General features: G+C 69.7%; 18 protein-coding genes. 5 read left to right on the forward strand and 13 right to left on the reverse strand.

Annotation, left to right across the window (positions count from 1 at the left end):
- Window positions 1-62: 62 nt before the first annotated feature.
- From ACOJV7_RS08310 to ACOJV7_RS08320, 3 genes are all read right to left on the reverse strand, one after another.
- The gene (locus ACOJV7_RS08310) at window positions 63-629 is read right to left on the reverse strand and encodes an amino-acid N-acetyltransferase (RefSeq protein ID WP_420189661.1); all 567 of its coding nucleotides are present in this window, start codon (window positions 627-629) and stop codon (window positions 63-65) included.
- A gap of 43 nt (window positions 630-672) precedes the next feature.
- Window positions 673-1,242, reverse strand: coding sequence for a hypothetical protein (locus ACOJV7_RS08315; protein ID WP_420189662.1), 570 nt, complete (start codon window positions 1,240-1,242; stop codon window positions 673-675).
- A gap of 235 nt (window positions 1,243-1,477) precedes the next feature.
- Entirely contained in the window at window positions 1,478-2,896 is a 1,419-nt protein-coding gene (locus ACOJV7_RS08320) for an LVIVD repeat-containing protein (protein ID WP_420189663.1), read from the reverse strand.
- 178 nt (window positions 2,897-3,074) lie between these two features.
- Between ACOJV7_RS08320 and ACOJV7_RS08325 the strand changes: the two genes are divergently transcribed.
- Complete coding sequence (locus ACOJV7_RS08325) at window positions 3,075-3,752, forward strand: DUF305 domain-containing protein (protein WP_420189664.1); 678 nt, start codon at window positions 3,075-3,077, stop codon at window positions 3,750-3,752.
- A gap of 178 nt (window positions 3,753-3,930) precedes the next feature.
- Here the strand turns inward: ACOJV7_RS08325 and ACOJV7_RS08330 are convergent, their stop codons facing one another.
- Window positions 3,931-6,474 (reverse strand): ATP-dependent Clp protease ATP-binding subunit, encoded by a 2,544-nt coding sequence (locus tag ACOJV7_RS08330; RefSeq protein WP_420189665.1) that lies wholly within the window; start codon window positions 6,472-6,474, stop codon window positions 3,931-3,933.
- A 591-nt stretch (window positions 6,475-7,065) separates the two neighbouring features.
- Window positions 7,066-7,902, reverse strand: coding sequence for an Fpg/Nei family DNA glycosylase (locus ACOJV7_RS08335; protein WP_420189666.1), 837 nt, complete (start codon window positions 7,900-7,902; stop codon window positions 7,066-7,068).
- 96 nt (window positions 7,903-7,998) lie between these two features.
- Here ACOJV7_RS08335 and ACOJV7_RS08340 point away from each other — a divergent pair, with 96 nt between their 5' ends.
- Both ACOJV7_RS08340 and ACOJV7_RS08345 read left to right on the forward strand, forming a co-directional pair.
- Window positions 7,999-9,042: an ATP-binding cassette domain-containing protein gene (locus ACOJV7_RS08340; protein ID WP_420189667.1), complete on the forward strand. Its 1,044-nt coding sequence runs from the start codon at window positions 7,999-8,001 to the stop codon at window positions 9,040-9,042.
- Window positions 9,039-9,794 (forward strand): ABC transporter permease, encoded by a 756-nt coding sequence (locus ACOJV7_RS08345; RefSeq protein WP_420189668.1) that lies wholly within the window; start codon window positions 9,039-9,041, stop codon window positions 9,792-9,794. Before ACOJV7_RS08340 ends, ACOJV7_RS08345 begins: the two co-directional genes overlap by 4 nt.
- A 90-nt stretch (window positions 9,795-9,884) precedes the next feature.
- On the opposite strand, the gene ku is transcribed toward ACOJV7_RS08345, so the two are convergent.
- From ku to ACOJV7_RS08360, 3 genes are all read right to left on the reverse strand, one after another.
- Complete coding sequence (gene ku, locus ACOJV7_RS08350) at window positions 9,885-10,817, reverse strand: non-homologous end joining protein Ku (protein WP_420189669.1); 933 nt, start codon at window positions 10,815-10,817, stop codon at window positions 9,885-9,887.
- 29 nt (window positions 10,818-10,846) lie between these two features.
- Window positions 10,847-11,212 carry a hypothetical protein gene (locus ACOJV7_RS08355; RefSeq protein WP_420189670.1) on the reverse strand — a complete coding sequence of 122 codons (366 nt, stop codon included), beginning with the start codon at window positions 11,210-11,212 and terminating at the stop codon, window positions 10,847-10,849.
- 244 nt (window positions 11,213-11,456) lie between these two features.
- Window positions 11,457-16,787: an ExeM/NucH family extracellular endonuclease gene (locus ACOJV7_RS08360; protein WP_420189671.1), complete on the reverse strand. Its 5,331-nt coding sequence runs from the start codon at window positions 16,785-16,787 to the stop codon at window positions 11,457-11,459.
- A gap of 267 nt (window positions 16,788-17,054) precedes the next feature.
- Here ACOJV7_RS08360 and ligD (ACOJV7_RS08365) point away from each other — a divergent pair, with 267 nt between their 5' ends.
- On the forward strand, window positions 17,055-17,996 hold the full coding sequence (gene ligD, locus ACOJV7_RS08365) for a non-homologous end-joining DNA ligase (protein ID WP_420189672.1): 942 nt from the start codon (window positions 17,055-17,057) through the stop codon (window positions 17,994-17,996).
- The gene (gene ligD / locus ACOJV7_RS08370) at window positions 17,989-18,870 is read left to right on the forward strand and encodes a non-homologous end-joining DNA ligase (RefSeq protein WP_420189674.1); all 882 of its coding nucleotides are present in this window, start codon (window positions 17,989-17,991) and stop codon (window positions 18,868-18,870) included. The genes ligD (ACOJV7_RS08365) and ligD (ACOJV7_RS08370) overlap by 8 nt, the downstream gene beginning before the upstream one ends.
- Window positions 18,871-18,932: 62 nt before the next feature.
- Here the strand turns inward: ligD (ACOJV7_RS08370) and ACOJV7_RS08375 are convergent, their stop codons facing one another.
- From ACOJV7_RS08375 to lysS, 5 genes are all read right to left on the reverse strand, one after another.
- Window positions 18,933-19,394: a hypothetical protein gene (locus ACOJV7_RS08375; RefSeq protein WP_420189675.1), complete on the reverse strand. Its 462-nt coding sequence runs from the start codon at window positions 19,392-19,394 to the stop codon at window positions 18,933-18,935.
- Between the two features lie 48 nt (window positions 19,395-19,442).
- Complete coding sequence (locus tag ACOJV7_RS08380) at window positions 19,443-19,895, reverse strand: (2Fe-2S)-binding protein (protein ID WP_420189676.1); 453 nt, start codon at window positions 19,893-19,895, stop codon at window positions 19,443-19,445.
- A gap of 203 nt (window positions 19,896-20,098) precedes the next feature.
- On the reverse strand, window positions 20,099-20,437 hold the full coding sequence (locus ACOJV7_RS08385; RefSeq protein ID WP_420189677.1) for a histone-like nucleoid-structuring protein Lsr2: 339 nt from the start codon (window positions 20,435-20,437) through the stop codon (window positions 20,099-20,101).
- 42 nt (window positions 20,438-20,479) lie between these two features.
- Window positions 20,480-20,650: a lysyl-tRNA synthetase gene (locus ACOJV7_RS08390; protein ID WP_420189678.1), complete on the reverse strand. Its 171-nt coding sequence runs from the start codon at window positions 20,648-20,650 to the stop codon at window positions 20,480-20,482.
- Window position 20,651: 1 nt separating this feature from the next.
- On the reverse strand, window positions 20,652-22,160 hold the full coding sequence (gene lysS / locus ACOJV7_RS08395; protein ID WP_420189679.1) for a lysine--tRNA ligase: 1,509 nt from the start codon (window positions 22,158-22,160) through the stop codon (window positions 20,652-20,654).
- Window positions 22,161-22,214: the final 54 nt, after the last annotated feature.

A 22,214-nucleotide genomic window follows, 5' to 3' on the forward strand; every position in this document is an offset into this window, starting at 1 on the left:
AGAGTTGGTACCAACTCTGCGAACTCGCAATCAGTCGGAGGTCCGAGGCTGACGCGTGCCGATCAGAGGACGCGGAGCATCCGGGTGTTGCCGAGGGTGTTGGGCTTGACCCGCTCGAGGTCGAGGAACTCGGCGACGCCCTCGTCGTAGGAGCGCAGCAGCTCGAGGTAGACCTCGGGCTCGACCGCCTGCCCCTCGATCGGCTCGAACCCGTGCCGCGAGAAGAACTCGGTCTCGAAGGTGAGGCAGAAGAGCCGCTCGACGCCGAGCTCGCGCGCCCGCTCGACGAGCCGCTCGAGGAGGCGCGAGCCGACACCGGTGCCGAGTGCCGTCGACGAGACCGCGAGCGTGCGGATCTCGGCCAGGTCCTCCCACAGCACGTGGACGGCGCCGCACCCGACGACCTCGCCGTCGCGCTCGGCCACGACGAAGTCGGCCACCGTCTCGTAGTAGGCCACGGCCTCCTTCTGGAGCAGCACCCGCTGCTCGGCGAGCGGGGTGACCAGCGCCCGCATCGCTCGCACGTCCCGCGTCCGAGCCGGGCGGATGCGTATGCCATCCGCCCTCGTCCCGTCCCCGGCCTGCGCGGGTGCGGTGGGCTGGGTGGGCGGCAGGGGCGCGGACGGCATACGGATGATTATCGCGGAGACGACGGGTCGGCTCCGGGTCCGCTCAGTTGGTGGTGTACCCGGTCCGGATGCGGCTGAGGTCGGTCGACGTCGGCGTCCATGCCTGTCCGGCGAGGGTCTCGCTCTTGGAGATGAAGGACCTCATGACGTGTGGGTGCGAGGCGTGGTCCCAGTGCCCGAGGCAGTGACCGACCTCGTGGGAGACGATCGCCGACAGCCACTTCCCGTACGGCCGTCCGGCGCCCCCGACGTAGGTGTTGATGTTGACGGTGCAGTCCGCGATCTCCCAGGCGCCGTTCGGCCCCGTCGGTGACCACTTCGTCACGTCCACCCAACCGCCCACCTTGGTGCCCGACCGCGCCGAGCTCCACTGGATCGTGATGCCCTGGTAGGGGTCGGCGGAGGCCGGGACGAGGTCGATTCCCGTGCCGACCTCCCAGCGGTGAGCGGCAGTGGTCGTGCCCGTCACCCCGAGTCGGTTGTAGACGGGGATGCTGTCGCGGATGAACGGGTAGTCGACCCAGTCCGTCGCAGCACCCGCGCTCGGCGCTGCCAGCAGCGTCGGGGCACAGGCGAGAACGGCGGCGACGAACGCGGTGGTCCGAACCTTCACGTGGGAGCTCCTCCAGAAGGGTGGTCCCGTCCTGGCACGAACGGGTGGAGTCATGGTGGCCCACATGGAAGCAGATGAGGGTAAAGGGCGGGTAAGTCTCATTCCTCAGACGTCGGGCCGGATCGCCGCCCGGCCCTCAGTTCCTCGCCCAACCCACACGACGAACCGGCCGCCCGCGCACGAGGCGCGGACGGCCGGTTCGTTCGGACGCCCCGGCTGGAGGCGCCCGATGGGGTCAGCGGGTCTGGTAGACCGGCTGGCTCTGCGGGTTGAGCTCGTCCATCTTCACGTCGGCAGCCTTCTTGAGGCTGGGGTCGGTGATCTTGAGGACGTCGAAGCCCTTGCCGAGGTCGGAGCTGTAGACGTGGCCGTTGTAGTAGTACGACGACCAGGTGCCACCGCCACCGCCACCGTTGCCACCGTTCGGGCCGCGCTCGAAGTAGCCGATCTCACGCGGGTTCTCGGAGTCGGTGAAGTCCCAGAAGGACGTGCCACCCATGTACCAGGACTGGACCATGACGTCACGGCCGTTGACCGGGATGAGCGATCCGTTGTGGGCGACGCAGTTCTCGCTGTCGTTCTGGTGGCGCTTGATCTTGTAGTACGACTTGAACGTCAGCTCGTTCGAGGACGACAGGTCGTAGATCGCGTTGGCGCCACGGTTCGGGCCGACCGTCGCGTTGCAGGTCGCGCGGCCACCGCCACCCAGCTCGTCGGTGAAGACGACCTTGGTGCCCTTGTTGTTGAACGTGGCCGAGTGCCAGAAGGCGAAGTTCGTCGTGTCGCGGACGGTCTCGATGACCTTGGGGGCCACCGGGTTCGAGATGTCCATGATGACGCCGTCACCCATGCAGGCGCCGGCCGCGATCTTCTTCGACGGGTAGGCGGTGATGTCGTGGCAGCCGGTCGTGGCCGAGTAGCCGTCACCGGACGGCTGCGTGCCGCCGGGGTTGCCACCGTCGGGGAAGAGGTTGGGCACGGCGACGACCTTGGCGTCGGTCGGGCTCTTCTTCGGAACCTCGATGATGCTGATCGAGTCGTGCGGCGGCTGGCAGTCCGGGTAGTCGGCGCGCGGCGAGTACGACGACACGTAGATGTAGTCGGTGTCGGCACCGCCCGGGACGAGCGTGTTGGTGTGCGAGCCGCACGCGGTCTCGACGGCCTTGACGTACTTGGGGCTCGTCGGGTCGGACACGTCGAAGATCTTGATGCCCTCCCACGACTCCTTGAGCGTCGTCGGCGAGGAGGTCGAGCTGCACGACGTGTCGCTGCGCGAGGAGTCGGTGGACAGGTAGAGCAGGTTGCCCGAGATGGTGATGTCGTTCTGCGAGCCGGGGCAGCTCACGCGCGAGAGCACCTTGGGGCTGGACGGCGTGGAGACGTCGTAGATGACGAAGCCGTTGTAGTTGCCCACGAACGCCTTGTTGCCCGAGAAGGCGATGTCGCTGCCGGTGCCGTCGACGGGGGTGACGTGCGGGGTGTTGAACAGGTGCTGGACGTTGGCGCTGCGACCGACCTGGTCGGGGGCGAGTGCGGTGCCGTAGGCGCCGACCACCTCCGGCGGGACGTCTGCGGCGCCGGCCGAAGCCACGCCCAGGCCGCTCGCGGCGAGCGCGGCAGCGGCCGCGATCCCCACTGTGCGGAAAAGCCTCATGGTTCCTCCTCCGATGGGCCCGCCGGGGAGCTGCGACCCAGGGTGTGATGTGCGGTGCGGTCAGCCTCGTCGAAAAGTTCCCCGAGGTGGGTAAAGGGAGGGTAAGAACTCCCTACCCACGGGTTGTGTCCACATCGGACATCCGCTGTGGACAGGGACGCCAACTACAGTGCCGCACATGCCGTTTCGCCCCACCACCACGCTACTTCTCGCCGCCGTGCTCGGCCTCGGCCTCGCAGGCTGCTCCGGTGACGCCGACCCGCAGCCGGTTCCGGGCACCCCCGGCCCGACGTCGAGCGACCCGGTCATCCAACCGGGCATGCCCGGTGAGCCCAATGCGACCGTGAGCGGCGGCGCGGCGACGAAGCCAGTGCGGACGGTGTCGCCCGGCGACGTGTCGTTCTACCAGGACATGATCGTCCACCACTCCCAGGCGCTCGTCATGGTCGAGACCGCCCTCCCGCGGCTCACCGACCCGCAGGTGAAGTCGCTCGCCTCGCGCATCGGCGACGAGCAGAAGCCCGAGATCCTCACGATGACGACGTGGCTCGAGGAGCGCAAGCAGGACGTCCCGCCCCAGGCGACGAACCCGCGGCTCGGCGACCACGACCACGCGAGCATGCCGGGCATGGCGACGCCCGCCCAGATGGAGCAGCTCGCCCGCGCGAACGGCGTCGAGGCCGACCGGCTCTTCCTGCGGCTCATGACCGCCCACCACAAGGGCGCCCTGACGATGGTCGGCACCCACGGCACGGTGGCCGGCGAGGAGATGGTCGAGGAGATGGCGGCCGACATCAACGTCACCCAGAGCAAGCAGATCTCGCAGATGCAGGAGATGCTCGCCCGGCTCTCCTAGGACGGAGCACAACTCACCAATTCCTCCCGTTCGGTACGAGCGAGCCATGTACCGAACGGGAGGAATTGGCGAGTTGTGAACGGCGGTGGGGCAGACGAAAGGCGGCGTATGCCGGAACTCTCGCTCCCGGCATACGCCGCCTTGTCGTTCGGTCGGGTCCCTCACGGGACCCGTCGGGTCACTCGCCCGACGCGGCTGCCCCGCTGCTCGGCGGCGCCGACGCACCGGCCGTGACGACCGGGACCTCGATGGCGTGCGCGTGCGGCGTGCCCTCGAAGGTGAACGAGTCGTCCTTGCCCTCGCCGGTGGCGTCGACCGCGACGATCTCGCCGGACTTGAGCTCGCCGAAGAGGATCTTCTCCGACAGCACGTCCTCGATCTCGCGCTGGATCGTGCGACGCAGCGGTCGCGCACCCAGCACCGGGTCGTAGCCGCGCTTGGCGAGCAGCATCTTGGCCGCGGGCGTGAGCTCCATGCCCATGTCCTTGTCCTTGAGGCGCTTGTCGAGCTTGGCGATCTCGAGGTCGACGATCTGGATGATCTCCTCCTGCGTGAGCTGCGGGAAGACGATCGTGTCGTCGACGCGGTTGAGGAACTCGGGGCGGAAGTGCTGCTTGAGCTCGTCCGTGACCTTGTTCTTCATCCGCTCGTAGCTGCTGCGCGTGTCGGGGCCGGCGGTGAAGCCGAGGGCGCCCTTGGTGATGTCCCGCGTGCCGAGGTTGGTCGTCATGATGATGACGGTGTTCTTGAAGTCGACCATCCGACCCTGCGAGTCGGTGAGGCGGCCGTCCTCGAGCACCTGGAGCAGGCTGTTGAAGATCTCGGGGTGGGCCTTCTCGACCTCGTCGAAGAGGACGACCGAGAACGGCTTGCGCCGGACCTTCTCGGTGAGCTGGCCACCCTCCTCGTAGCCGACGTAGCCGGGGGGCGAGCCGAAGAGCCGCGAGACCGTGTGCTTCTCGCTGAACTCCGACATGTCGAGCTGGATGAGGCTGTCCTCGTCGCCGAAGAGGAACTCGGCGAGCGTCTTGGCGAGCTCGGTCTTGCCGACACCCGTGGGCCCGGCGAAGATGAACGACCCACCCGGACGGCGCGGGTCCTTGAGGCCCGCACGGGTGCGACGGATCGCCTGCGAGAGCGCCTTGATGGCGTCGTCCATGCCGACGACGCGCTTGTGCAGCTCGTCCTCCATGTGGAGCAGGCGGCTGGACTCCTCCTCGGTGAGCTTGAAGACCGGGATGCCGGTGCTCGCCGCGAGGACCTCGGCGATGAGCTCCTCGTCGACCTCGGCGACGACGTCGAGGTCACCGCTCTTCCACTCGTTCTCGCGCTGGGTCTTCTCGGCGCGCAGGTTCTTCTCGTCGTCGCGCAGGCGCGCGGCCTTCTCGAAGTCCTGCCCGTCGATCGCCGACTCCTTCTCGCGCACGACGGCCTGGATCTTCTCGTCGAACTCGCGCAGGTCCGGCGGCGCGGTCATGCGGCGGATGCGCAACCGGGCGCCGGCCTCGTCGATGAGGTCGATGGCCTTGTCGGGGAGGAAGCGGTCGTTGACGTAGCGGTCGGCCATGTTGGCCGCCGCGACGAGCGCACCGTCGGTGATCGAGACGCGGTGGTGCGCCTCGTAGCGGTCGCGCAGGCCCTTGAGGATCTCGATGGCGTGGGCCAGCGTCGGCTCGGCCACCTGGATCGGCTGGAAGCGGCGCTCGAGCGCCGCGTCCTTCTCGATGTGCTTGCGGTACTCGTCGAGGGTCGTCGCACCGATGACCTGGAGCTCGCCGCGGGCGAGCATGGGCTTGAGGATGGAGGCCGCGTCGATCGCGCCCTCGGCCGCACCGGCACCGACGAGGGTGTGGATCTCGTCGATGAAGAGCACGATGTCGCCGCGGGTGCGGATCTCCTTGAGGACCTTCTTGAGACGCTCCTCGAAGTCACCGCGGTAGCGGCTGCCGGCGACGAGCGCGCCGAGGTCGAGGGTGTAGAGCTGCTTGTCCTTGAGGGTCTCGGGGACCTCTCCGCGCACGATGTCCTGGGCGAGGCCCTCGACGACGGCGGTCTTGCCGACGCCGGGCTCACCGATGAGGACCGGGTTGTTCTTCGTGCGGCGCGAGAGCACCTGCATGACCCGCTCGATCTCCTTCTCACGCCCGATGACCGGGTCGAGCTTGCCCTCGCGGGCAGCCACGGTGAGGTTGCGACCGAACTGGTCGAGCACGAGCGAACCGGCCGGCGTGCCCTCGGCGGGGCCGCCCTGGCCGACACCGGCGGACGCGCCCTCCTTGCCACCCTGGTAGCCCGAGATGAGCTGGATGACCTGCTGGCGCACCCGACCGAGGTCCGCGCCGAGCTTGACGAGGACCTGGGCGGCGACGCCCTCGCCCTCGCGGATGAGGCCGAGGAGGATGTGCTCGGTGCCGATGTAGTTGTGGCCGAGCTGGAGCGCCTCGCGCAGGCTCAGCTCGAGCACCTTCTTGGCACGCGGCGTGAACGGGATGTGGCCGGTCGGGGCCTGCTGGCCCTGCCCGATGATCTCCTGCACCTGCTCGCGGACGGCGTCGAGAGAGATCCCCAGGCTCTCCAGGGCCTTGCTGGCGACACCCTCACCCTCGTGGATGAGACCGAGGAGGATGTGCTCGGTGCCGATGTAGTTGTGGTTGAGCAGCCGCGCCTCTTCCTGGGCGAGGACGACCACCCGGCGGGCCCGGTCGGTGAACCGTTCGAACATGGTGCTGGCTCCTGACTGATATGAGTCACCTCGATGCTATCCCCGCTGCCTGAACGACGGGACCGCCCTGTCGAGGACGGTCGCGGGATCGGGGAGGCGAAGGAGGGGCGCGAGGTGTGTCACGGGGTCCAACGCGGCATGGGGGGCGGGTGTTCCGCGCCTGAGCCGGGTCGGCTCATGTTCGCTCACGGCGGAAGCGCGCGCCGCCCACGGGGCCGGTCACAACACGGACCGGCCCCGCGAGGGGCGAGGTGGGCCGGCCGGGTGGGAGCGTCCGAGCCGCCGGCGCCCCTGAACGCCTCGGCCGCGGCGCGCTCCCGACCTCGTGCCCGACCGGCACCTCCGGGAGTCCTGCGGACTGTCCGTCGACCAGTGTGGAGAAGCCCGTATGCCGTCCGCCACCGAATTTCCCCTCCCTCCCGTCCCAGCCGTTCCGACTTTCCCGCCCGAAGTGGGTTGGTCGGACTTCGGAGCGGAAAGGTTCCAGGGTGAAGTGCGAGGAACCCACTTCAGGCGGCGGGTCCCACGCTCTGCGTGGGCAAGTCGAGGCAGGGGAGGTGGTCCAGACGCTCCAGCGGCGCGACGGGTCGGTCAGCCGCGGCGCTGGCAGTTGCCGCACCAGAAGAGGTTGCGGCCGGCGACGACCTGGGTCCGGATCCGTGAGCCGCACACGACGCACGACTCACCGGCCCTCCTGTAGACGTAGGACTCGCGCTCGGTGAGCCGCACGTCCTCGCCGGCCTCGAGCGCGAGCGCGACCTCGTCGACCTGCTCGGAGACGGTGACGATCTTGCTCGTCGCGACGCCGAGGGGGAGGAGGGCGACGAGGTCCTCCCAGATGGCCCGCCACGTCTTGCGCTGGAGCTTGTTGCCGGGACGGAAGGGGTGGACGCGGCGGCGGAAGAGCACCTCGGAGCGGTAGACGTTGCCGACGCCGGCGAGGACCGCCTGGTCCATGAGCAGCTCGGCGACCGGCTTGCCCGAGCGGGTGATCCGGGCCCAGGCGAGGTCCGGGTCGGAGCGCGGGTCGGCCGGCCGCAAGGGGTCCGGCCCGAGGCGGGAGAGGATCTGGTCGACCTTCTCGGGTGTGACGACGTCGCACACCATCGGGCCGCGCAGGTCGGCGACGTGGTCCTCGGTCGCGAAGCGGCACCGGACCTGACCGACGACCGGGAGCTCGCCGGCATACGAGGTCGTGTCGATGGTGAAGGTGCCGATGAGACCGAGGTGCACCCAGAGGAAGCGGTCGCCCGCGAACTCGACGAAGAGGTGCTTGCCCCACGACGTCGCCCCGAGCACATCCGTGCCGCTGAGCAGCGCGGCGCCGTCGGCGAACTTGCCCTGCGGGCTGGTCACGGTCGGCGACGTGCCCCGGAACGCGGTGTCGAGGTCAAGGGCGAGGGCGTAGAGCGTGTGGCCTTCGGGCATCTGCCCATTCTGGGTCACCGCTGTCGGAGGCGCGTTCTAGGCTCGGGGCTGCGCTCGGGAGGCGGGTCCCGGGCCGGACGAGGTCGAGGAGAGGCCATGATCCACGCACGAGGGCTGGTGCAGACCTTCCGTTCGAGGGAGGGCAGGAAGAAGACCGAGGTGCGGGCCGTCGACGGCGTCGACCTCGACGTCGCCGAGGGTGAGGTCGTCGGGTTCCTCGGCCCCAACGGTGCGGGCAAGACGACGACACTGCGCATGCTGACGACGCTGCTCCGCCCCACCGAGGGCACCGCGACCGTCGCCGGGTTCGACGTCGTGCGGGAGTCCGAGCAGGTCCGCCGGAGCATCGGCTACGTCTCCCAGGCGGGTGGCGCCTTCAGCGCGGCGCGGGCCGGTGACGAGGTCGTCGACCACGGGATGCTCTACGGCATGAAGGGCGCCGACGCGAAGGCGCGGGGCCAGCAGCTCTTCGAGCAGCTCGACCTCGAGGGGCTGTGGACCCGGATGCCCAAGAACATGTCGGGCGGCCAGCGACGCCGGCTCGACATCGTCATGGGGCTCATCCACGACCCGACGCTCGTCTTCCTCGACGAGCCCACCACCGGTCTCGACCCGCAGGCTCGGGCCAACCTCTGGGAGCACATCGCCGACCTGCGCCGTCGTCGTGGGGCCACGGTCTTCCTCACGACTCACTACCTCGACGAGGCCGATCACCTCAGCGACCGGATCGTCATCATCGACCACGGCCGCATCGTCGCCTCGGACACCTCGGAGAACCTCAAGGCCAACGTCTCCGGTGACCTCGTCGACCTCCAGCTCGCCACGGCGGACGACGTGAGCACGGCCGCGACGCGGCTGGCGTCGATCGCCGAGTCGCACGGGGCCGGCGGCGAGCCCGTCGAGGTCGAGGGCAACCACGTCCGCGCCCGGGTCGCCCGCGCCGGCCGCGCCGTGCCCGGTCTGCTCGCCGACCTGTCGTCGGCCGGCATCACCCTCGAGTCGATCGAGGTGCACCGACCAACCCTCGACGACGTCTTCCTCACCCTCACCGGCCGGTCCCTGCGCGACGCGCAGGACGCGACCACCGACCAGGCGGGGGAGCCCGCAGCCCCGGCCCTCGCAGGACAGGAGCAGCGATGACCTTCCTCCGTGAGTCCTTCATCGTCTTCCGCCGCCAGCTGAGGATGAACCTGCGCAACCCGGCGTGGGTCATCATCGGCATGCTCCAGCCGGTCATGTACCTCTTCCTCTTCGGCCCGCTGCTCGAGCCGCTCATCGCGCAGCTCGGCGTCGACAACGCCTACACGTTCTTCGTGCCGGGCATGCTCGTCCAGCTCGGCATCTTCGGGGCGTTCTTCGCCGGGTTCAGCCTCATCGGCGAGTGGCGCGAGGGCGTCATCGAGGCCGAGAGGGTGACCCCGGCCAACCGCACCGCACTGCTCGTGGGCCGGCTCGTGCGCGACATCATCCAGCTCTTGGTCCAGGCCCTCATCCTCGTCGGCCTCGGCTACGCGTTGGGAATGGCGGGCTCTGTCAAGGGCATCGTCTTCGGCGTCCTGCTCACCCTGCTCGTCGGCGGAGCGTGCGCCGCGGCCTCCAACGCGCTCGCGCTCACGACGAAGTCCGAGGACGTCATGGCGCCGGTCATCAACATGGTGATGATGCCCGTGCTCCTGCTCTCCGGGATCCTCCTGCCGATGACTCTCGGGCCCAGGTGGCTCGAGTCGGTCTCGGACTGGATGCCGTTCCGATGGGTGACCGACGCGGTGCGCACCTCGTTCTCGGGGGAGTTCGCCCGCGACCCGATGCTCTACGGCACTGCGTGGGCGCTGCTCCTCTTCGTCCTCGCCCTCTGGTGGGGCACCTCCACCTTCCGCAAGGAGAACGCCTGAGTCCCAGCCGGGGCTGGGAGATGAGGACGCCCGGTATGCCGTGACACGGCATACCGGGCGGCTCTCGTCGTGCGACCCGAGGGTGAGGGTTCAGGAGGCCTTCTTGGTGGCCTTCTTCGCCGTGGTCTTGGTCGTCGTCTTCTTCGCCGCGGACTTCTTGGCGGTGGTCTTCTTCGCGGCGGTCTTCTTGACCGGCTTGTCGTCGGACGAGTCGCTCGACGCGGCGGGCTTCGACGGGGCCTCGCCGCGGGACGCCTTGGCCTTCTCGACCGACTTGGCCAGGGCCGCGAGCAGGTCGACGACCTCGCCCGACTCCTCGGCCTCGGCGGCCGGGGCCTTGACCTCGCCGCCCTCGACCTTGGCCTTGACGAGGGCCTGGAGCGCGATCGCGTAGTCGTCCTCGTAGTCGTCGGCCTCGAAGTCGCCCGCGAGCTGCTCGATGAGCAGCTTGGCCATCGCCATCTCCTTGTCGGTGGCCTCGCCGGCCTCCTCGACGTGGGCGAAGTCGGGGCTGCGGATCTCGTCGGGCCAGAGCATCGTCTGCATGACGATGACGCCGTCGCGCACGCGCAGGACGGCCATCGTCATGCGGGTGCGGATCGAGACGGTGACGACCGCCATGCGACCCTCGGACTCGAGCGCCTCGCGCAGCAGGACGTAGGGCTTGGTCGCGCTCTTGTCGGGCTCGAGGTAGTAGCTCTTGTCGAGGAGCATCGGGTCGATCTGTTCGGTGGGCACGAACTTCTCGACGTTGATCTCCTTCGAGGACTTGCTCGGCAGGTCCTTGAAGTCCTCGTCGGTGAGGATGACCATGTCGCCGTCCTCGGTCTCGTAGCCCTTGGCGATGTCGTCGTAGGCGACCTCCTCGCCGTCGATGCTGCACGTGCGCTTGTACCTGATGCGGCCGCCGTCCTCGCGGTGCACCTGACGGAACTGCACGTCGTGGTTCTCGGTCGCCGAGTAGAGCCGCACGGGCACGTTGACCAGCCCGAACGAGACCGCGCCCTTCCAGATCGCACGCATGTCGACACTGTATGCCGGGTGCGCGCCCCTCAGGGGCCTACGTCACCGAAGGCGAAGGCCAGCGACATGACGAGGAGGTAGAGACCGACCGGGGCGAGGTGGACCAGCACCGCGAGGCAGGTGAGCGCGAGGCTCCACCCCACGACCCCTCGCGCCACGCGACCCCGGGGTGAGAAGCGGAGGTGGGCCTCCGCGACGAGCCAGACGAGGGCGAACGGCGTCGAGACGATCGCAAGAGCGGCCAGGACGTAGAACGTCCGGTCCACCCGGTCGTCCTGGCGCCCCAGAGCCTCGAGGAGCGGCAGGCCGACGAACCACTGCGCGAGCACGACGGCGGCGAAGAGGAGTGCCCACCGCAGGTTGCCCCGGCGGCGCGGCTCAGTCGTCGTCCCCATGGGGTGATCCAACACCCGGCGCCCTCTCCCGTGGGCGGAGTTGGGCGGATGACGTCGAGCTCGCCTCCGTCGCGGACGGCATCCCGGTGGCCCGGGGCCTCGGCCCACGACGGAGGGGGCCGGCTCACGACGGAGGGGGCTGGCCCACGACGGAGGGGGTCGGCTCACGACGGAGGGGGCTGGCTCACGACGAAGGGGGCCCGGCTGTCGCCGGACCCCCTCGGTCGTTGTTGTGGACCGGTCGCTACTTGACCTTGCCGTTCACCACCGTCACCGAGGTGGTGGTGGTGCCGGACGTGACGCGCGCGTCACCGGGGTAGGTGACGACGATCGACTTGGTGCCGATCGAGGCGAACGGTCCGAGAACGACAGTGGCGCGCCCGCTGGGGCTCAGCGTGGCAGTCCTCGAGACACCCTCGACGACGACGGTGACGGTGCCGGTCGGGGTGACGTTGGCGGCCGTCACATCGATCGTGAGGGTCGTCGCGTCCTTGCCCTTCTGGAGCCGTGCCGGCGAGGGCGTCGCGGTGACGGTGGCCGTCGCCTTGACGACCGTGACACTGACCGTCGTGCTCGACCCCTCGTGCGACGCGTCGCCCGAGTAGTCGACGGTCAGCACGTGGGTGCCGGGCTCGAGCGACTTCGCGGCCAGGGCGACGTTGGCCGTCCCGCCCGAGACGGGAGCCGAGCCGAGCGTGGTGGCGCCGAGCGAGACCGTCACGGTGCCGGTGGCACCCGACGGCGTCACCGTGGCCACGACCGAACCTTGCGCACCGTAGGTGATCTGGGCGGCGGTCGCGCTCACGCTCGAACCAGCCTTGACCACCGTGAACGGCACCGAGGTCCGTGTGCCCGTCTGCACCCCGACGATGTCGAGACGCTGGGTGCCCGGGGTCGTGGAGGCCGGGACGACCACGTCGACCGTCGCCGTTCCGTACTCGTCGAAGACGGCCGTGCCGATGGTGTTGTCGACCGGGAAGGTCCCGAGGGACTGCCCGCCCAGCGACACCGCGACCTGCGCGTCCTTGGTGTCCGGCGCCGTGGAGAACGCCAGCGACGAGAGGGTGAACCGCACGTGGTCACCGGGTACGTAGGTGCTCGGTGCGGCGGCGGGGAAGTCCACGCCGACGGAGTGCTGCTGGTAGTCGGGCACCAGCGGCGGGTCGTCGTCCCCGGCGAACTCCGCCATGTAGTCGACCATGGCCTGCAGGTCGGTCACGCCGGTGTCCTGCTTGTTGGTGCCCTGCGAGAAGGCGTTGAAGTTGTCGCCTCCGGCCGCGAGGAAGGAGTTCGCGGTGACCGCGTAGGTCGTGCCGAGACCGATCGCCTGACCGTCGAGCCACATGTCCTTGATCCGGGAGCCCTGAGCGGCATCCGGGTCGTAGGTGTAGGTGAAGCCCTCGGACAGGCCGAGCTTGAGGAACGGCCTCGCCGCGCCGGCCGGCTGCCACTGCTGCTCGAGGGCAGCCTTGATCTGGGCACCGGTGAGGTCCAGGTTCACCAGGGTGTTGGCGAACGGCTGCACGTCAGCGGCCTGTCGGTAGGACAGCACCCGCGGGTAGTCCGTGCCGGTGCCGGCCATGTCGGCCCGCAGGCCACCGGGGTTCATGAACCCGATCTGCGCGCCACCCACGGTTGCGGGGGTCGCCCAGCGCTGGACCTCGGCGACCAGGTTGCCCAGGGTCGACTCCTGGCCACGGTTCTCGCTCGTCCCGTTGGCCAGCTTGCCCCGGTTGAAGGGAGCACCGAGCTTGCCCAGCGGCACCGCACCGAGGGGACCGGCCTTGGCGACGGCGTCGTCGACGACCGCCTTGGTGGCCGGGTCGACGGGGAACTGGGCCACGCCGGCGCTGTTCTCCAGGGGCACGATCGACTGGGTCTTGGCCTGGACCAGACCCGTGCCGTTGTCGACGGTGAAGACGAGCTTGTTGAGGTTCACGCCGTACTGGCCGGCCGAGACGACGGGGCGCTCGGTGACCGGTCGACCCGCCCACCCGGCAACCGGGAAGGAGCAGTCGTAGGCGAGGTGCGTGTGACCGGAGATGATCGCGTCGACGTTGTCGTTGACGCCCGTGATGACCGAACCGAAGTCCGAGGTCGGGTCGTCGTCCATGGTGGCGCAGGTGGTGGAAGGTGCGCCCTCGTGGACGAGGAGCACGATGACGTCGACACCGGCCGCCTTGAGCGCGTTGGCCTCGGCGTTGGTGGCGGCGACGACATCACTGATCTGCACGCCCTCGATGCCGGCCGGGGAGACCAGCTCGTCGAGGTGCTCGGTCACGGCGCCGATGAAGCCGACCTGGACGCCGTTCATCTCCTTGACCCAGCTGGGCTCGAGGAGCTCGCTGGACGGAGCATTGGCCTTGGTGACGTTGGCGCCGATGTACTTCCACTCCGCGCCGCCGTAGGGGTTGGTCGAGGCGTCGTAGGGCGCCATGACCCGCTTGAGCAGGTCGTCGTAGCCCTGGTCGAACTCGTGGTTGCCCACCGCGGAGACCTCGAGCCCTGCCGCGTTGAGAGCGTCGATCGTCGGCTTGTCCTTCTGGATGAAGGACTCGAAGGTCGACGCTCCGATGAGGTCACCCGCGGCCGCGAACACCGTGTTGGCGTTCTCGCTCCGCATCTGCTTGACCGCGCCCGCGAGGACGGCGGCGCCGGCCTCGTTCGGGAACGGTGAACCTGTGTTGTTGAGCAGGCGCCCGTGGAAGTCGTTGGTGCCCAGGATCTGGATGTCCACCGGGCCCGTGGCCGGGGCGGTGTTGATGCCGATGATCTCGGGGTTGTGGTCGGAGGACCGGAACGCATTCGCCGCGTACAGGTCGGTGACGTTGGTGTTGTAGCGGCTGTACTCGTACCAGAGCGGCTCGTAGGAGTTGATGTCCCAGATGTCGACCGCGTTGACGTCGGCCTTGGCGGGCGCGTTGGCGAGCACGTGGTCGAGCGAGCCGATCTGGCCGTCGAAGTTGTAGCTCTCCTCCTCGGGGTCACTGGTGGACTCGAGGTTGCTGTAGCCCGCCGCCTTGAGGACCTGGATCGGGTCCTCCTCGCTGTAGGCGTTGAAGTCGCCGGCGAGGAACATGCGGGTGATGCCACGGGTGGTCTGGAAGTCGTTCGCGAACGCCACCAGGGCGTTGGCCTGGAGGACCCGACGGTCGTTGGCGTTGCCCTGGCCGTTGGGGTCAGGCGTGCCCGAGCCCTTGGACTTGAAGTGGTTGACGACCACGCCGAAGGCGTTGGCGTCTGCGGTGCCGACCTTCTTGAAGGCCTGTGCGAGGGGCTCGCGGGCGTCCGCGAAGGCCTCGGTGCCCGACGACTGGTCGGCCAGGACGACCGACTCACCGACGGGTGCGGCGTTGGCCGGCTTGTAGATGAAGCCGGTGCGGATGACGTCCTGCTCGGAGAGCGGCGGGAGGGCGCTCGCGGCCGGGGACGGCACGAAGGCCCACGTGCCGGCGCCGGCGTCGGCGTTGAGCGCGGTGACGAGCTCACCGATGGCGAAGTCGCGGTTCTTGCCGAACTGCACCGAGTTCTCGAGCTCCTCGAGGGAGACGATGTCGGCGCCGACGGTGTTGATGGCCGCCACGATCTTGGCCCGCTGACGGGCGAGGTTGACCTCGTTGGCCGCACCGCGGGGGCCGTTCGGGTTGCAGGAGTTGTTGGTGATCCGGTTGCCGGCACGGTCGGTGAAGTAGGTGCAGGTGCCGAGCCCGGACGAGACGAACTCCTCGCCGGTGGTCGGGAAGAAGTTCAGCACGTTGAACGTGGCGAGCTTGAGGTCACCGCCGACGTTCTGCGGTGCGGCCGGACGGGTCTGCTCGATCTCCAGGGCGCCGGTGGGTGCACCGACGACCTGGGCCTGGGGCAGGATCCGCCATGCGTTGAAGCCGAACGTGAAGACGACGGGCTTGGTGAAGGTGATGCCCGCGCCGACCCGCATCGTGTGGGTCGGGGTGAGCCACGGGAGCGGCTGCGTGGAGTTCTGCGTCGTAGAGAAGGTCAGGCTCGAGGCGTCGTCGAGGATGATCCGGTGCGCGTCGTTGTAGTTCTTGCGCGCGGTGACCGAGGCCGTCGCCTGGGCGTCGATGACCTCGGTCGGGGAGACGAGGGGCACGGAGCTGTTGGCGGCGACGCCCATCTCACCGCGGTTGGCGGTGGAGTTGGTGCCGTCGTTGTAGTACGGACCACCGTCGTAGACGTCGGTGAGGGTCCACGGCGCCGTCGGCTGGAAGAGCTCGCCCTCGGAGACCTCGCGTGCGGTGTCGAGCGCGGCGCCGGTGAGGCAGCCGTCGCCGGGCAGGGCGCAGTCGGTCCCGGGGACCACGGTCTTCGGGGTGACGGTGCCGAGTGCGGCAACCGGGCTCACCGAGGACGCCACGATCTGCGTGGCGCCGGAGAACTCGGTGGCCGTGCCGGCCACCTGCACCGAGTCGCCGACGGCGGGGTAGGTGGTGAAGCCGCTGGTCCCGCCGTAGACGAAGATCGCGTCGGAGGCGTCAGCAGTGTCGGCACCGGGCGTCTGGATGTAGAAGCCGTTGAGCCCACCGGTGGGGTAGCTCGCGGTGACGACGCCCTGGGTGAGGACGTCCTGCCCCGGGAAGGGGGTGGTGGCGCCCGTGCCCTGGATCTCGGCGATCGGGCGCAGGGCCGCGGCGGCGTTGATCGTGTAGGTGAAGGAGGCGGTGTCGGTGGCCGGCGTCGGCGCCGAGTCGGTCACCGTCGCGGTCACGTCGTAGGTGCCGGCGGTCGTCGGGGTGCCGGACACGGCTCCGTTCGAGGCGACCGTGACGCCCGCGGGCAGCCCGGTGGCCGACCAGGAGTACGGCGCGGTGCCACCGGTGGCCGCCAGCGTGAAGCCGGCGACGGGCGAGCCGACCTGGCCGGTCTTGTTGCCCGGAGCCGTCGCCTCGAGGGTCGCCGGAGCGACGGGGCCGGCGTTCGTCGGCGTCGGGGCCGCCGTGCCGAACTCGGTCGAGTTGTTGTCGGCGTCCGCAGCGGTGCGGTTGAGGGACACGGAGGCGGTGCCGGCGCCCGCGGCGGCCGTCTCGAAGCTGGTCGAGCCGCTCGCGCCGACCATGTCGACGATCCCGGCGACGCCGGCCATGTTGCCGCTCGTCGTGATCGCCGTCGAGCTGCTGAGGAGGAAGACCTGCCCGCCGGCGGCGGCCATGGAGAACGCCGGGGTCGCAGTCGCGTCGGGCGTCGGGAGGGCGGCGCCGTTGGCTCCCGTCGCACTCATCTGGATGAGGTACTTGCCGTTCGCGGGGATCGAGCCGGCGAGCGCGAAGGGCGCCCCGCCCGAGCCGCCAGCGGCTGCGCGGTAGTGGATGTACTTGCCGGTCAGGCTCACCGGGCTGGAGGTGGGGTTGGAGAGCTCGACGAAGTCGGCGTTGTAGAGCGCGCCGCTGTTGCCGCCCGCCCCGTAGACCTCGGAGATGACGACGTTGGGGCTGACAGCGCTCGCCGGGGTGGAGAACCCGGAGGCGAGCGGGGCGACGACCAGGCCGAGCAGGGCCGCGGCAGCGCTGGTGCGACGGCCGCGACCTCCTCTCGACACCATGGCAGGGGGACGGAGCACGAGAGGGCCTTTCGACAGGGCGCAGGGAGACGGGGGCCACGAGATGTTCCACCCCAGTGAGGCATCGCCCTCCGGACCAGTCCGGTGGTGAGCCTGGATCAAACTAGGCGGTAGCACCGACAGAACGTAATGGCGGAAGTTGCCAAGAGCGCCGGGCGGCAAGGACCCGGGGGCAGCAGGTGTCATACAGCACCTGACCTGCGCGTCTGCACCCGAAGAGGAGCGCCACGGGACGGGCACCGACTTCCCGTGCGACAGGATGGGCGGATGAAGCCGATGCTCGCCTCCGTCGCCGACGGGATCCCCCGTGGCGCCGACTGGGCCCACGAGGTGAAGTGGGACGGCATGCGGGTCCTCGCCGACGTCCACGACGGCCGGCTCGTGCTCTCGAGCCGCACCGGTCGCGACGTGTCCGTGAGCTTCCCCGAGCTGGCCGGCCTCGCCGAGACCTACGACGACCTCCTCCTCGACGGCGAGGTCGTCGCGCTCGACGGCGGCCTCCCGTCGTTCGCCGCGCTCGCTGAGCGGATGCACGTCTCGTCGGCCCGCAAGGCGGCCCAGCTCGCGACGACGCGGCCGGTGACCTTCATGGCCTTCGACCTGCTGCGCCTCTTCGGCTCCGATCTCACGAGCCAGCCGTGGTCGGCCCGGCGCGAGCTCCTCGAGCGTCTCGACCTGCGCTCGAGCGCCTGGCAGGTGCCACCGGTCTACGACGACGGCGAGGAGCTCTTCGAGGCGACCCGGGAGCAGGGGCTCGAGGGTGTCGTCAGCAAGCGGCGCTCGAGCCCGTATGCCGCGGGGCGCCGGTCCCCGGACTGGCGTAAGTCACCGCACCGCGCCACCCTCTCGGTCGTCGTCGGCGGCTGGCGTCCCGAGACCGGCACGACGAACCGCCTCGGTGCCGTCCTCGTCGGCACCCCCGACGGAGCGGGTGGTTGGGCGTATGCCGGCCGCGTCGGCGCGGGGCTCGCCGGCACGGCGGGCGCACGGGTCGGCCGCCTCCTGCAACCCCTGGGCCGCAGCGGTTCCCCGTTCTCCAACGACGTGCCCCGTGAGGACTCGGCGGGCGCGTTCTGGGTCGAGCCCAGCCTCGTCGTGGAAGTGCAGTCCCTGGGACGCGGGTCGACCGGGAAGCTGCGCCAGCCGGCATACCTCGGGGTCCGCAGCGACCTCACACCCGCCGACCTGCACGAGGTGAGCGATGCCTGAGCGCTACACGCCCGAGATCACCCGCGTCGACGTCGGCGGCCGGACGATGAAGCTCTCGAGCCTGAGCAAGGTCATGTACCCGTCGACCGAGACGACGAAGGGCGAGGTGCTCAGCTACTACGTCAGCGTCGCGCCGATCCTGCTGCCGCACATCGCCTCCCGCCCGGTGACGCGGGTGCGCTGGCCCCACGGCGTCGCCGACCAGAGCTTCTTCGAGAAGAACCTGCCGAGCGGCGCACCGTCGTGGCTGCCGCGGGTCGGGGTCGACGACGTGACCTACCCGATGGTCGACGACGTCTCGCACCTCGTCTACCTCGTCAACCTCAACTCGCTCGAGGTGCACGTGCCGCAGTGGACGGTGACCGAGGACGGCGAGCGGGAGAACCCCAACCGGCTCGTCATCGACCTCGACCCGGGAAGTCCCGCCGGGCTGAAGGAGTGCGCCAGGGTCGCCCTCCTGCTGCGCGAGCGCCTCGACGCGCTGGGGCTCGAGCTCTATCCCGTGACGAGCGGCTCGAAGGGGATGCAGCTCTATGCCTCGCTCGGTGGCGACCTCACGAGCGACGAGGTGCGCGACCTCGCCCAGCAGCTCGCGCAGGAGATGACGAAGAAGCACCCCGACCTCGTCCTGTGGAAGATGACGAAGTCGCTGCGCCCCGGCAAGATCTTCCTCGACTGGAGCCAGAACGTCGCCGCCAAGACGACCATCAGCCCCTACTCGCTGCGGGGGCGCGAGCTGCCGTGCGTCGCGGCGCCGCGCACGTGGGAGGAGGTCGAGGCCGGCGCCGAGGGCGAGGTGTTCGAGCAGGTGATGTTCGAGGACATGGCCGAGCGCATCGAGGAGCATGGCGACCTCCTCGCCGACCTGCTCTAGCGCGAGGAGGGTGAGGGCGCCTGACGCCGCGGCGTCGCCGTGGCCCTCCTCGCCGCAGTGGCCTACCGCGTCACCGGCGGGCGGTTCGAGCCGGTCTGAGCCCTTCGCGCGGCCCAGCCGAGCAACGTGCCGGCGAGGGCAGGTCCGGCTGCCAGGAGCAGCAGGAAGAGCATGGTGCTCACCTCGTTCTCGACGAGGCCCTCGTTGCTCGCGGCCGCGCGCAGGGCCTGGACGAGCACGACGAGGAGCAGCGAGACGAGCGCCCACCTGACGAGCAGCGGCCGGAGTGCGGTGGGACCATCCGCCGGGTCGTCATCTCCACGTGAGTCGAACCACGCGAGCGTGCCGGTCCGGCCGAGCCCGTCGAGGAGGGCCCAGCCGAAGCTGCCGACGGCGACGGCGGCGAAGACCGCGAGCCCGGCCCCGATGTTGGCGCCGCCCTCGCCGTCGTCGCCCATCATGAGCAGCGCGAAGGCCAGGGCAGCAGCCATCCCGATGCCGAGGGCTCGCGCGAGGACTGCCATGGCGCCACTCTGCCGGGTCAGGGGCAGGTGCCTCATGAGAACGGCTACTCAGGTCGTGGCGAGGCGGGGGCAGCCCGCGCACTCGTGGCAGCCCGGCAGGGCGTAGATGAGGCAGCACGACCGTCGCTCGACGCTGGGTCCCCAACCGTCGCCGGTCGCCGCGCGGGCCTCGCGCAGGGCCATCTCCCAGACGTCGTCGACCATGCCGAGGCGCTGCCGGCTCGACATCTTCACCCCGACGTCGTAGGCGCTCGCGATGCTCGTGCCGAGTGCCCGGTATGCCGTCCGCGCCTCCTCGATGCGGACCTCGCGGTCGGCCGTGGCTAGCTCGACGAGACGGAAGCCCACACGATCGGGATAGAGCCCGGGTGCGAGGTCGCACGAGAGCCCCGGCTCGTCGAGCGAGCCGAGGTCCACCCGCCACGGACCGGTGGCCGCCGCAAATGCAGCGGCCTGCGCGGGCATGCTCAGGAGGTGCTGGAGGACGAATGCGGCAGCCACCTGAGGGGGCGCGGGAACGGCATACGCAGCGGTGTTCTGTGCCGTGAGATTCCTGCACCATTCAACGGAATATGCAAATGCGCTGGTCAGCGGCGTGGAGAGGTCTCGCCCTCCGACGAATTCGAGATATCCGTGGTGCCGTGACATGACGAAGGCGACGGCACCCGGGTCGGGTGCCGTCGCCTTCGAAATGTCGCTCGAGCTCAGCGGTTGGCCTTGTCGTAGGCCTCCTGGACGGAGGCCGGAATACGCCCACGCTCGCTCACGTCGTGACCGTTCTTGCGGGCCCACTCGCGCACGGCGGAGACGTCCTTGCGGCGCGCGCCGCCACCACCGCCACTGCTGCTGCGGCCGGTGGCCTTGCGACCACCCGAACGGCGTGCGTGGCCGACCCACGGCGCCAGCGCGTCGCGGAGCTTGGTGGCGTTGGCGTTGTTGAGGTCGATCTCGTAGGACACGCCGTCAAGAGCGAACGTCACCGTCTCGTCGGCATCGGTGTTGTCGATGTCGTCGACGAGCAGCACCTGGACGCGCTGTGCCATCTTGAATTCCCTTCGCGGTCGAAATAGGTCGAGCGAAGATTATCAGTGGGAATTGTCTTTGTGGTCGTTTGCCTGCTCTGACTCCCATTGGCTTTGCGCGAGGCGCTCGCGACGGTCGCCCTCGAGGATCCGCTTCATGAGGAAATAGAAGAGCACCGCAACGATGATCGTCGGCAGGATCGCGGCCAGATAGGGCCACACGGAGTCCCACATGTCACGCCTCCGGCTTGAGGTGGGGGAAAAGAATCGTCTCGCGGATGTTGGCGCCGGTGAAGAGCATGACGAGCCGGTCGACGCCGAGGCCGAGGCCACCCATGGGCGGTGCGCCGTACTCGAGGGCGCGCAGGAAGTCCTCGTCGAGCTGCATCGCCTCGGGGTCGCCGCCCGCGGCTCGGCGGGACTGCTCGGTGAGCACCTCGCGCTGGATCTCGGGGTCGATGAGCTCGGAGAAGCCGGTACCGCGCTCGACGCCCCCGATGATGAGGTCCCACGCCTCGATGAGGCCGGGCTCGCTGCGGTGCGGGCGCGCCAGCGGCTGGGCGCTCGCGGGGTAGTCGCAGAGGAACGTCGGCTGCAGCAGGGTCGGCTCGACGAGCTCGCCGAGGAGCTCGAGGAAGACCTTGTCGCGCTCCCACGACGGGTCGATGGCGACGTCGTGCCTCGCGGCCAGCCCGCGCAGGGTCTCGAGGTCGGTCTCGATCGTCACCGTCTCGCCGACCGCCTCGCTCACGGCCTGGTGCACCGGCAGCCAGCGCCACTCGCCGTCGAGGTCGATGGTGCCGCGGTCGGTCTCGACGAGCCGCGAGCCGACGGCGTCCGCGGCGGCGAGGTAGAGGTCCTTGATGAGGTCGGCGATCGTGCTCTGGTCACCCCATGCCTGGTAGGCCTCGAGCATCGTGAACTCGGGGGAGTGGGTCGCGTCGACGCCCTCGTTGCGGAAGATGCGGCCCATCTCGTAGACCCGGTCGACGCCACCGACGACGGCCTTCTTGAGGTTGAGCTCCAGCGCGATCCGCAGGGTCATCTCCTGGTCGAACGCGTTGAGGTGGGTGCGGAACGGACGCGCGGCGGCACCCCCGTGGACGAGCTGGAGGATCGGCGTCTCGACCTCGAGGTAGCCCTGGTCCTCGAGCTCGTGGCGCATCGCGCTGAGGATGCGGGCCTTGGTGCGGACCATGTCGCGCGCCTCCTGGCGCACGATGAGGTCGGCGTAGCGCTGGCGGACGCGCGACTCCTCGGAGAGCTCCTTGTGCAGCGTCGGCATCGGGCGCAGTGCCTTGGAGGCCATCGTCCAGCTCGACGCCATGACCGAGAGCTCTCCGCGGCGGCTGCTGATGACGCGGCCGGTGACGGAGACGTGGTCGCCGAGGTCGACCTGCGCCTTCCAGTCGGCGAGCGACTCCTCGCCGACCTCGGCGAGGCTGAGCATGACCTGGAGCCGGATGCCCTCGCCCTCCTGGAGCGTGGCGAAGGCCAGCTTGCCGGTGTTGCGGACGAAGACGACGCGACCCGCGACAGAGACGACGTCGTCGGTCTCCTGCCCGCTCTCGAGGTGGCCCCACTCCTCGCGCACGTCGGCGAGCGCATGGGTCCGGTCGACCGACACAGGGTATGCCGCCGTCCCCGCCTCGAGGAGGCGCGCGCGCTTCTCGCGGCGGATGCGCTGCTGCTCGGACAGGTCGATCTCGGGGACGGTGGTGGTGCCGGTGGGGGTCTCGCTCACACGCTCAAGGGTACGAGGGTCGGCTGGGTGCTCCTCACGTGACCGCTGTGAGGA

Source organism: Knoellia tibetensis (genome assembly GCF_048606415.1).
Taxonomy (GTDB): domain Bacteria; phylum Actinomycetota; class Actinomycetes; order Actinomycetales; family Dermatophilaceae; genus Knoellia; species Knoellia tibetensis.

What these genes read in the sequence shown, in the direction of transcription:
- ACOJV7_RS08310 (WP_420189661.1), bottom strand. Translation starts at nt 629, where the DNA reads ATGCCGTCCGCGCCCCTGCCGCCCACCCAGCCCACCGCACCCGCGCAG.
- ACOJV7_RS08320 (WP_420189663.1), bottom strand. Translation starts at nt 2,896, where the DNA reads ATGAGGCTTTTCCGCACAGTGGGGATCGCGGCCGCTGCCGCGCTCGCC.
- ACOJV7_RS08325 (WP_420189664.1), top strand. Translation starts at nt 3,075, where the DNA reads ATGCCGTTTCGCCCCACCACCACGCTACTTCTCGCCGCCGTGCTCGGC.
- ACOJV7_RS08330 (WP_420189665.1), bottom strand. Translation starts at nt 6,474, where the DNA reads ATGTTCGAACGGTTCACCGACCGGGCCCGCCGGGTGGTCGTCCTCGCC.
- ACOJV7_RS08335 (WP_420189666.1), bottom strand. Translation starts at nt 7,902, where the DNA reads ATGCCCGAAGGCCACACGCTCTACGCCCTCGCCCTTGACCTCGACACC.
- ACOJV7_RS08340 (WP_420189667.1), top strand. Translation starts at nt 7,999, where the DNA reads ATGATCCACGCACGAGGGCTGGTGCAGACCTTCCGTTCGAGGGAGGGC.
- ACOJV7_RS08345 (WP_420189668.1), top strand. Translation starts at nt 9,039, where the DNA reads ATGACCTTCCTCCGTGAGTCCTTCATCGTCTTCCGCCGCCAGCTGAGG.
- ku (WP_420189669.1), bottom strand. Translation starts at nt 10,817, where the DNA reads ATGCGTGCGATCTGGAAGGGCGCGGTCTCGTTCGGGCTGGTCAACGTG.
- ACOJV7_RS08355 (WP_420189670.1), bottom strand. Translation starts at nt 11,212, where the DNA reads ATGGGGACGACGACTGAGCCGCGCCGCCGGGGCAACCTGCGGTGGGCA.
- ligD (WP_420189672.1), top strand. Translation starts at nt 17,055, where the DNA reads ATGAAGCCGATGCTCGCCTCCGTCGCCGACGGGATCCCCCGTGGCGCC.
- ligD (WP_420189674.1), top strand. Translation starts at nt 17,989, where the DNA reads ATGCCTGAGCGCTACACGCCCGAGATCACCCGCGTCGACGTCGGCGGC.
- ACOJV7_RS08375 (WP_420189675.1), bottom strand. Translation starts at nt 19,394, where the DNA reads ATGGCAGTCCTCGCGCGAGCCCTCGGCATCGGGATGGCTGCTGCCCTG.
- ACOJV7_RS08385 (WP_420189677.1), bottom strand. Translation starts at nt 20,437, where the DNA reads ATGGCACAGCGCGTCCAGGTGCTGCTCGTCGACGACATCGACAACACC.
- ACOJV7_RS08390 (WP_420189678.1), bottom strand. Translation starts at nt 20,650, where the DNA reads ATGTGGGACTCCGTGTGGCCCTATCTGGCCGCGATCCTGCCGACGATC.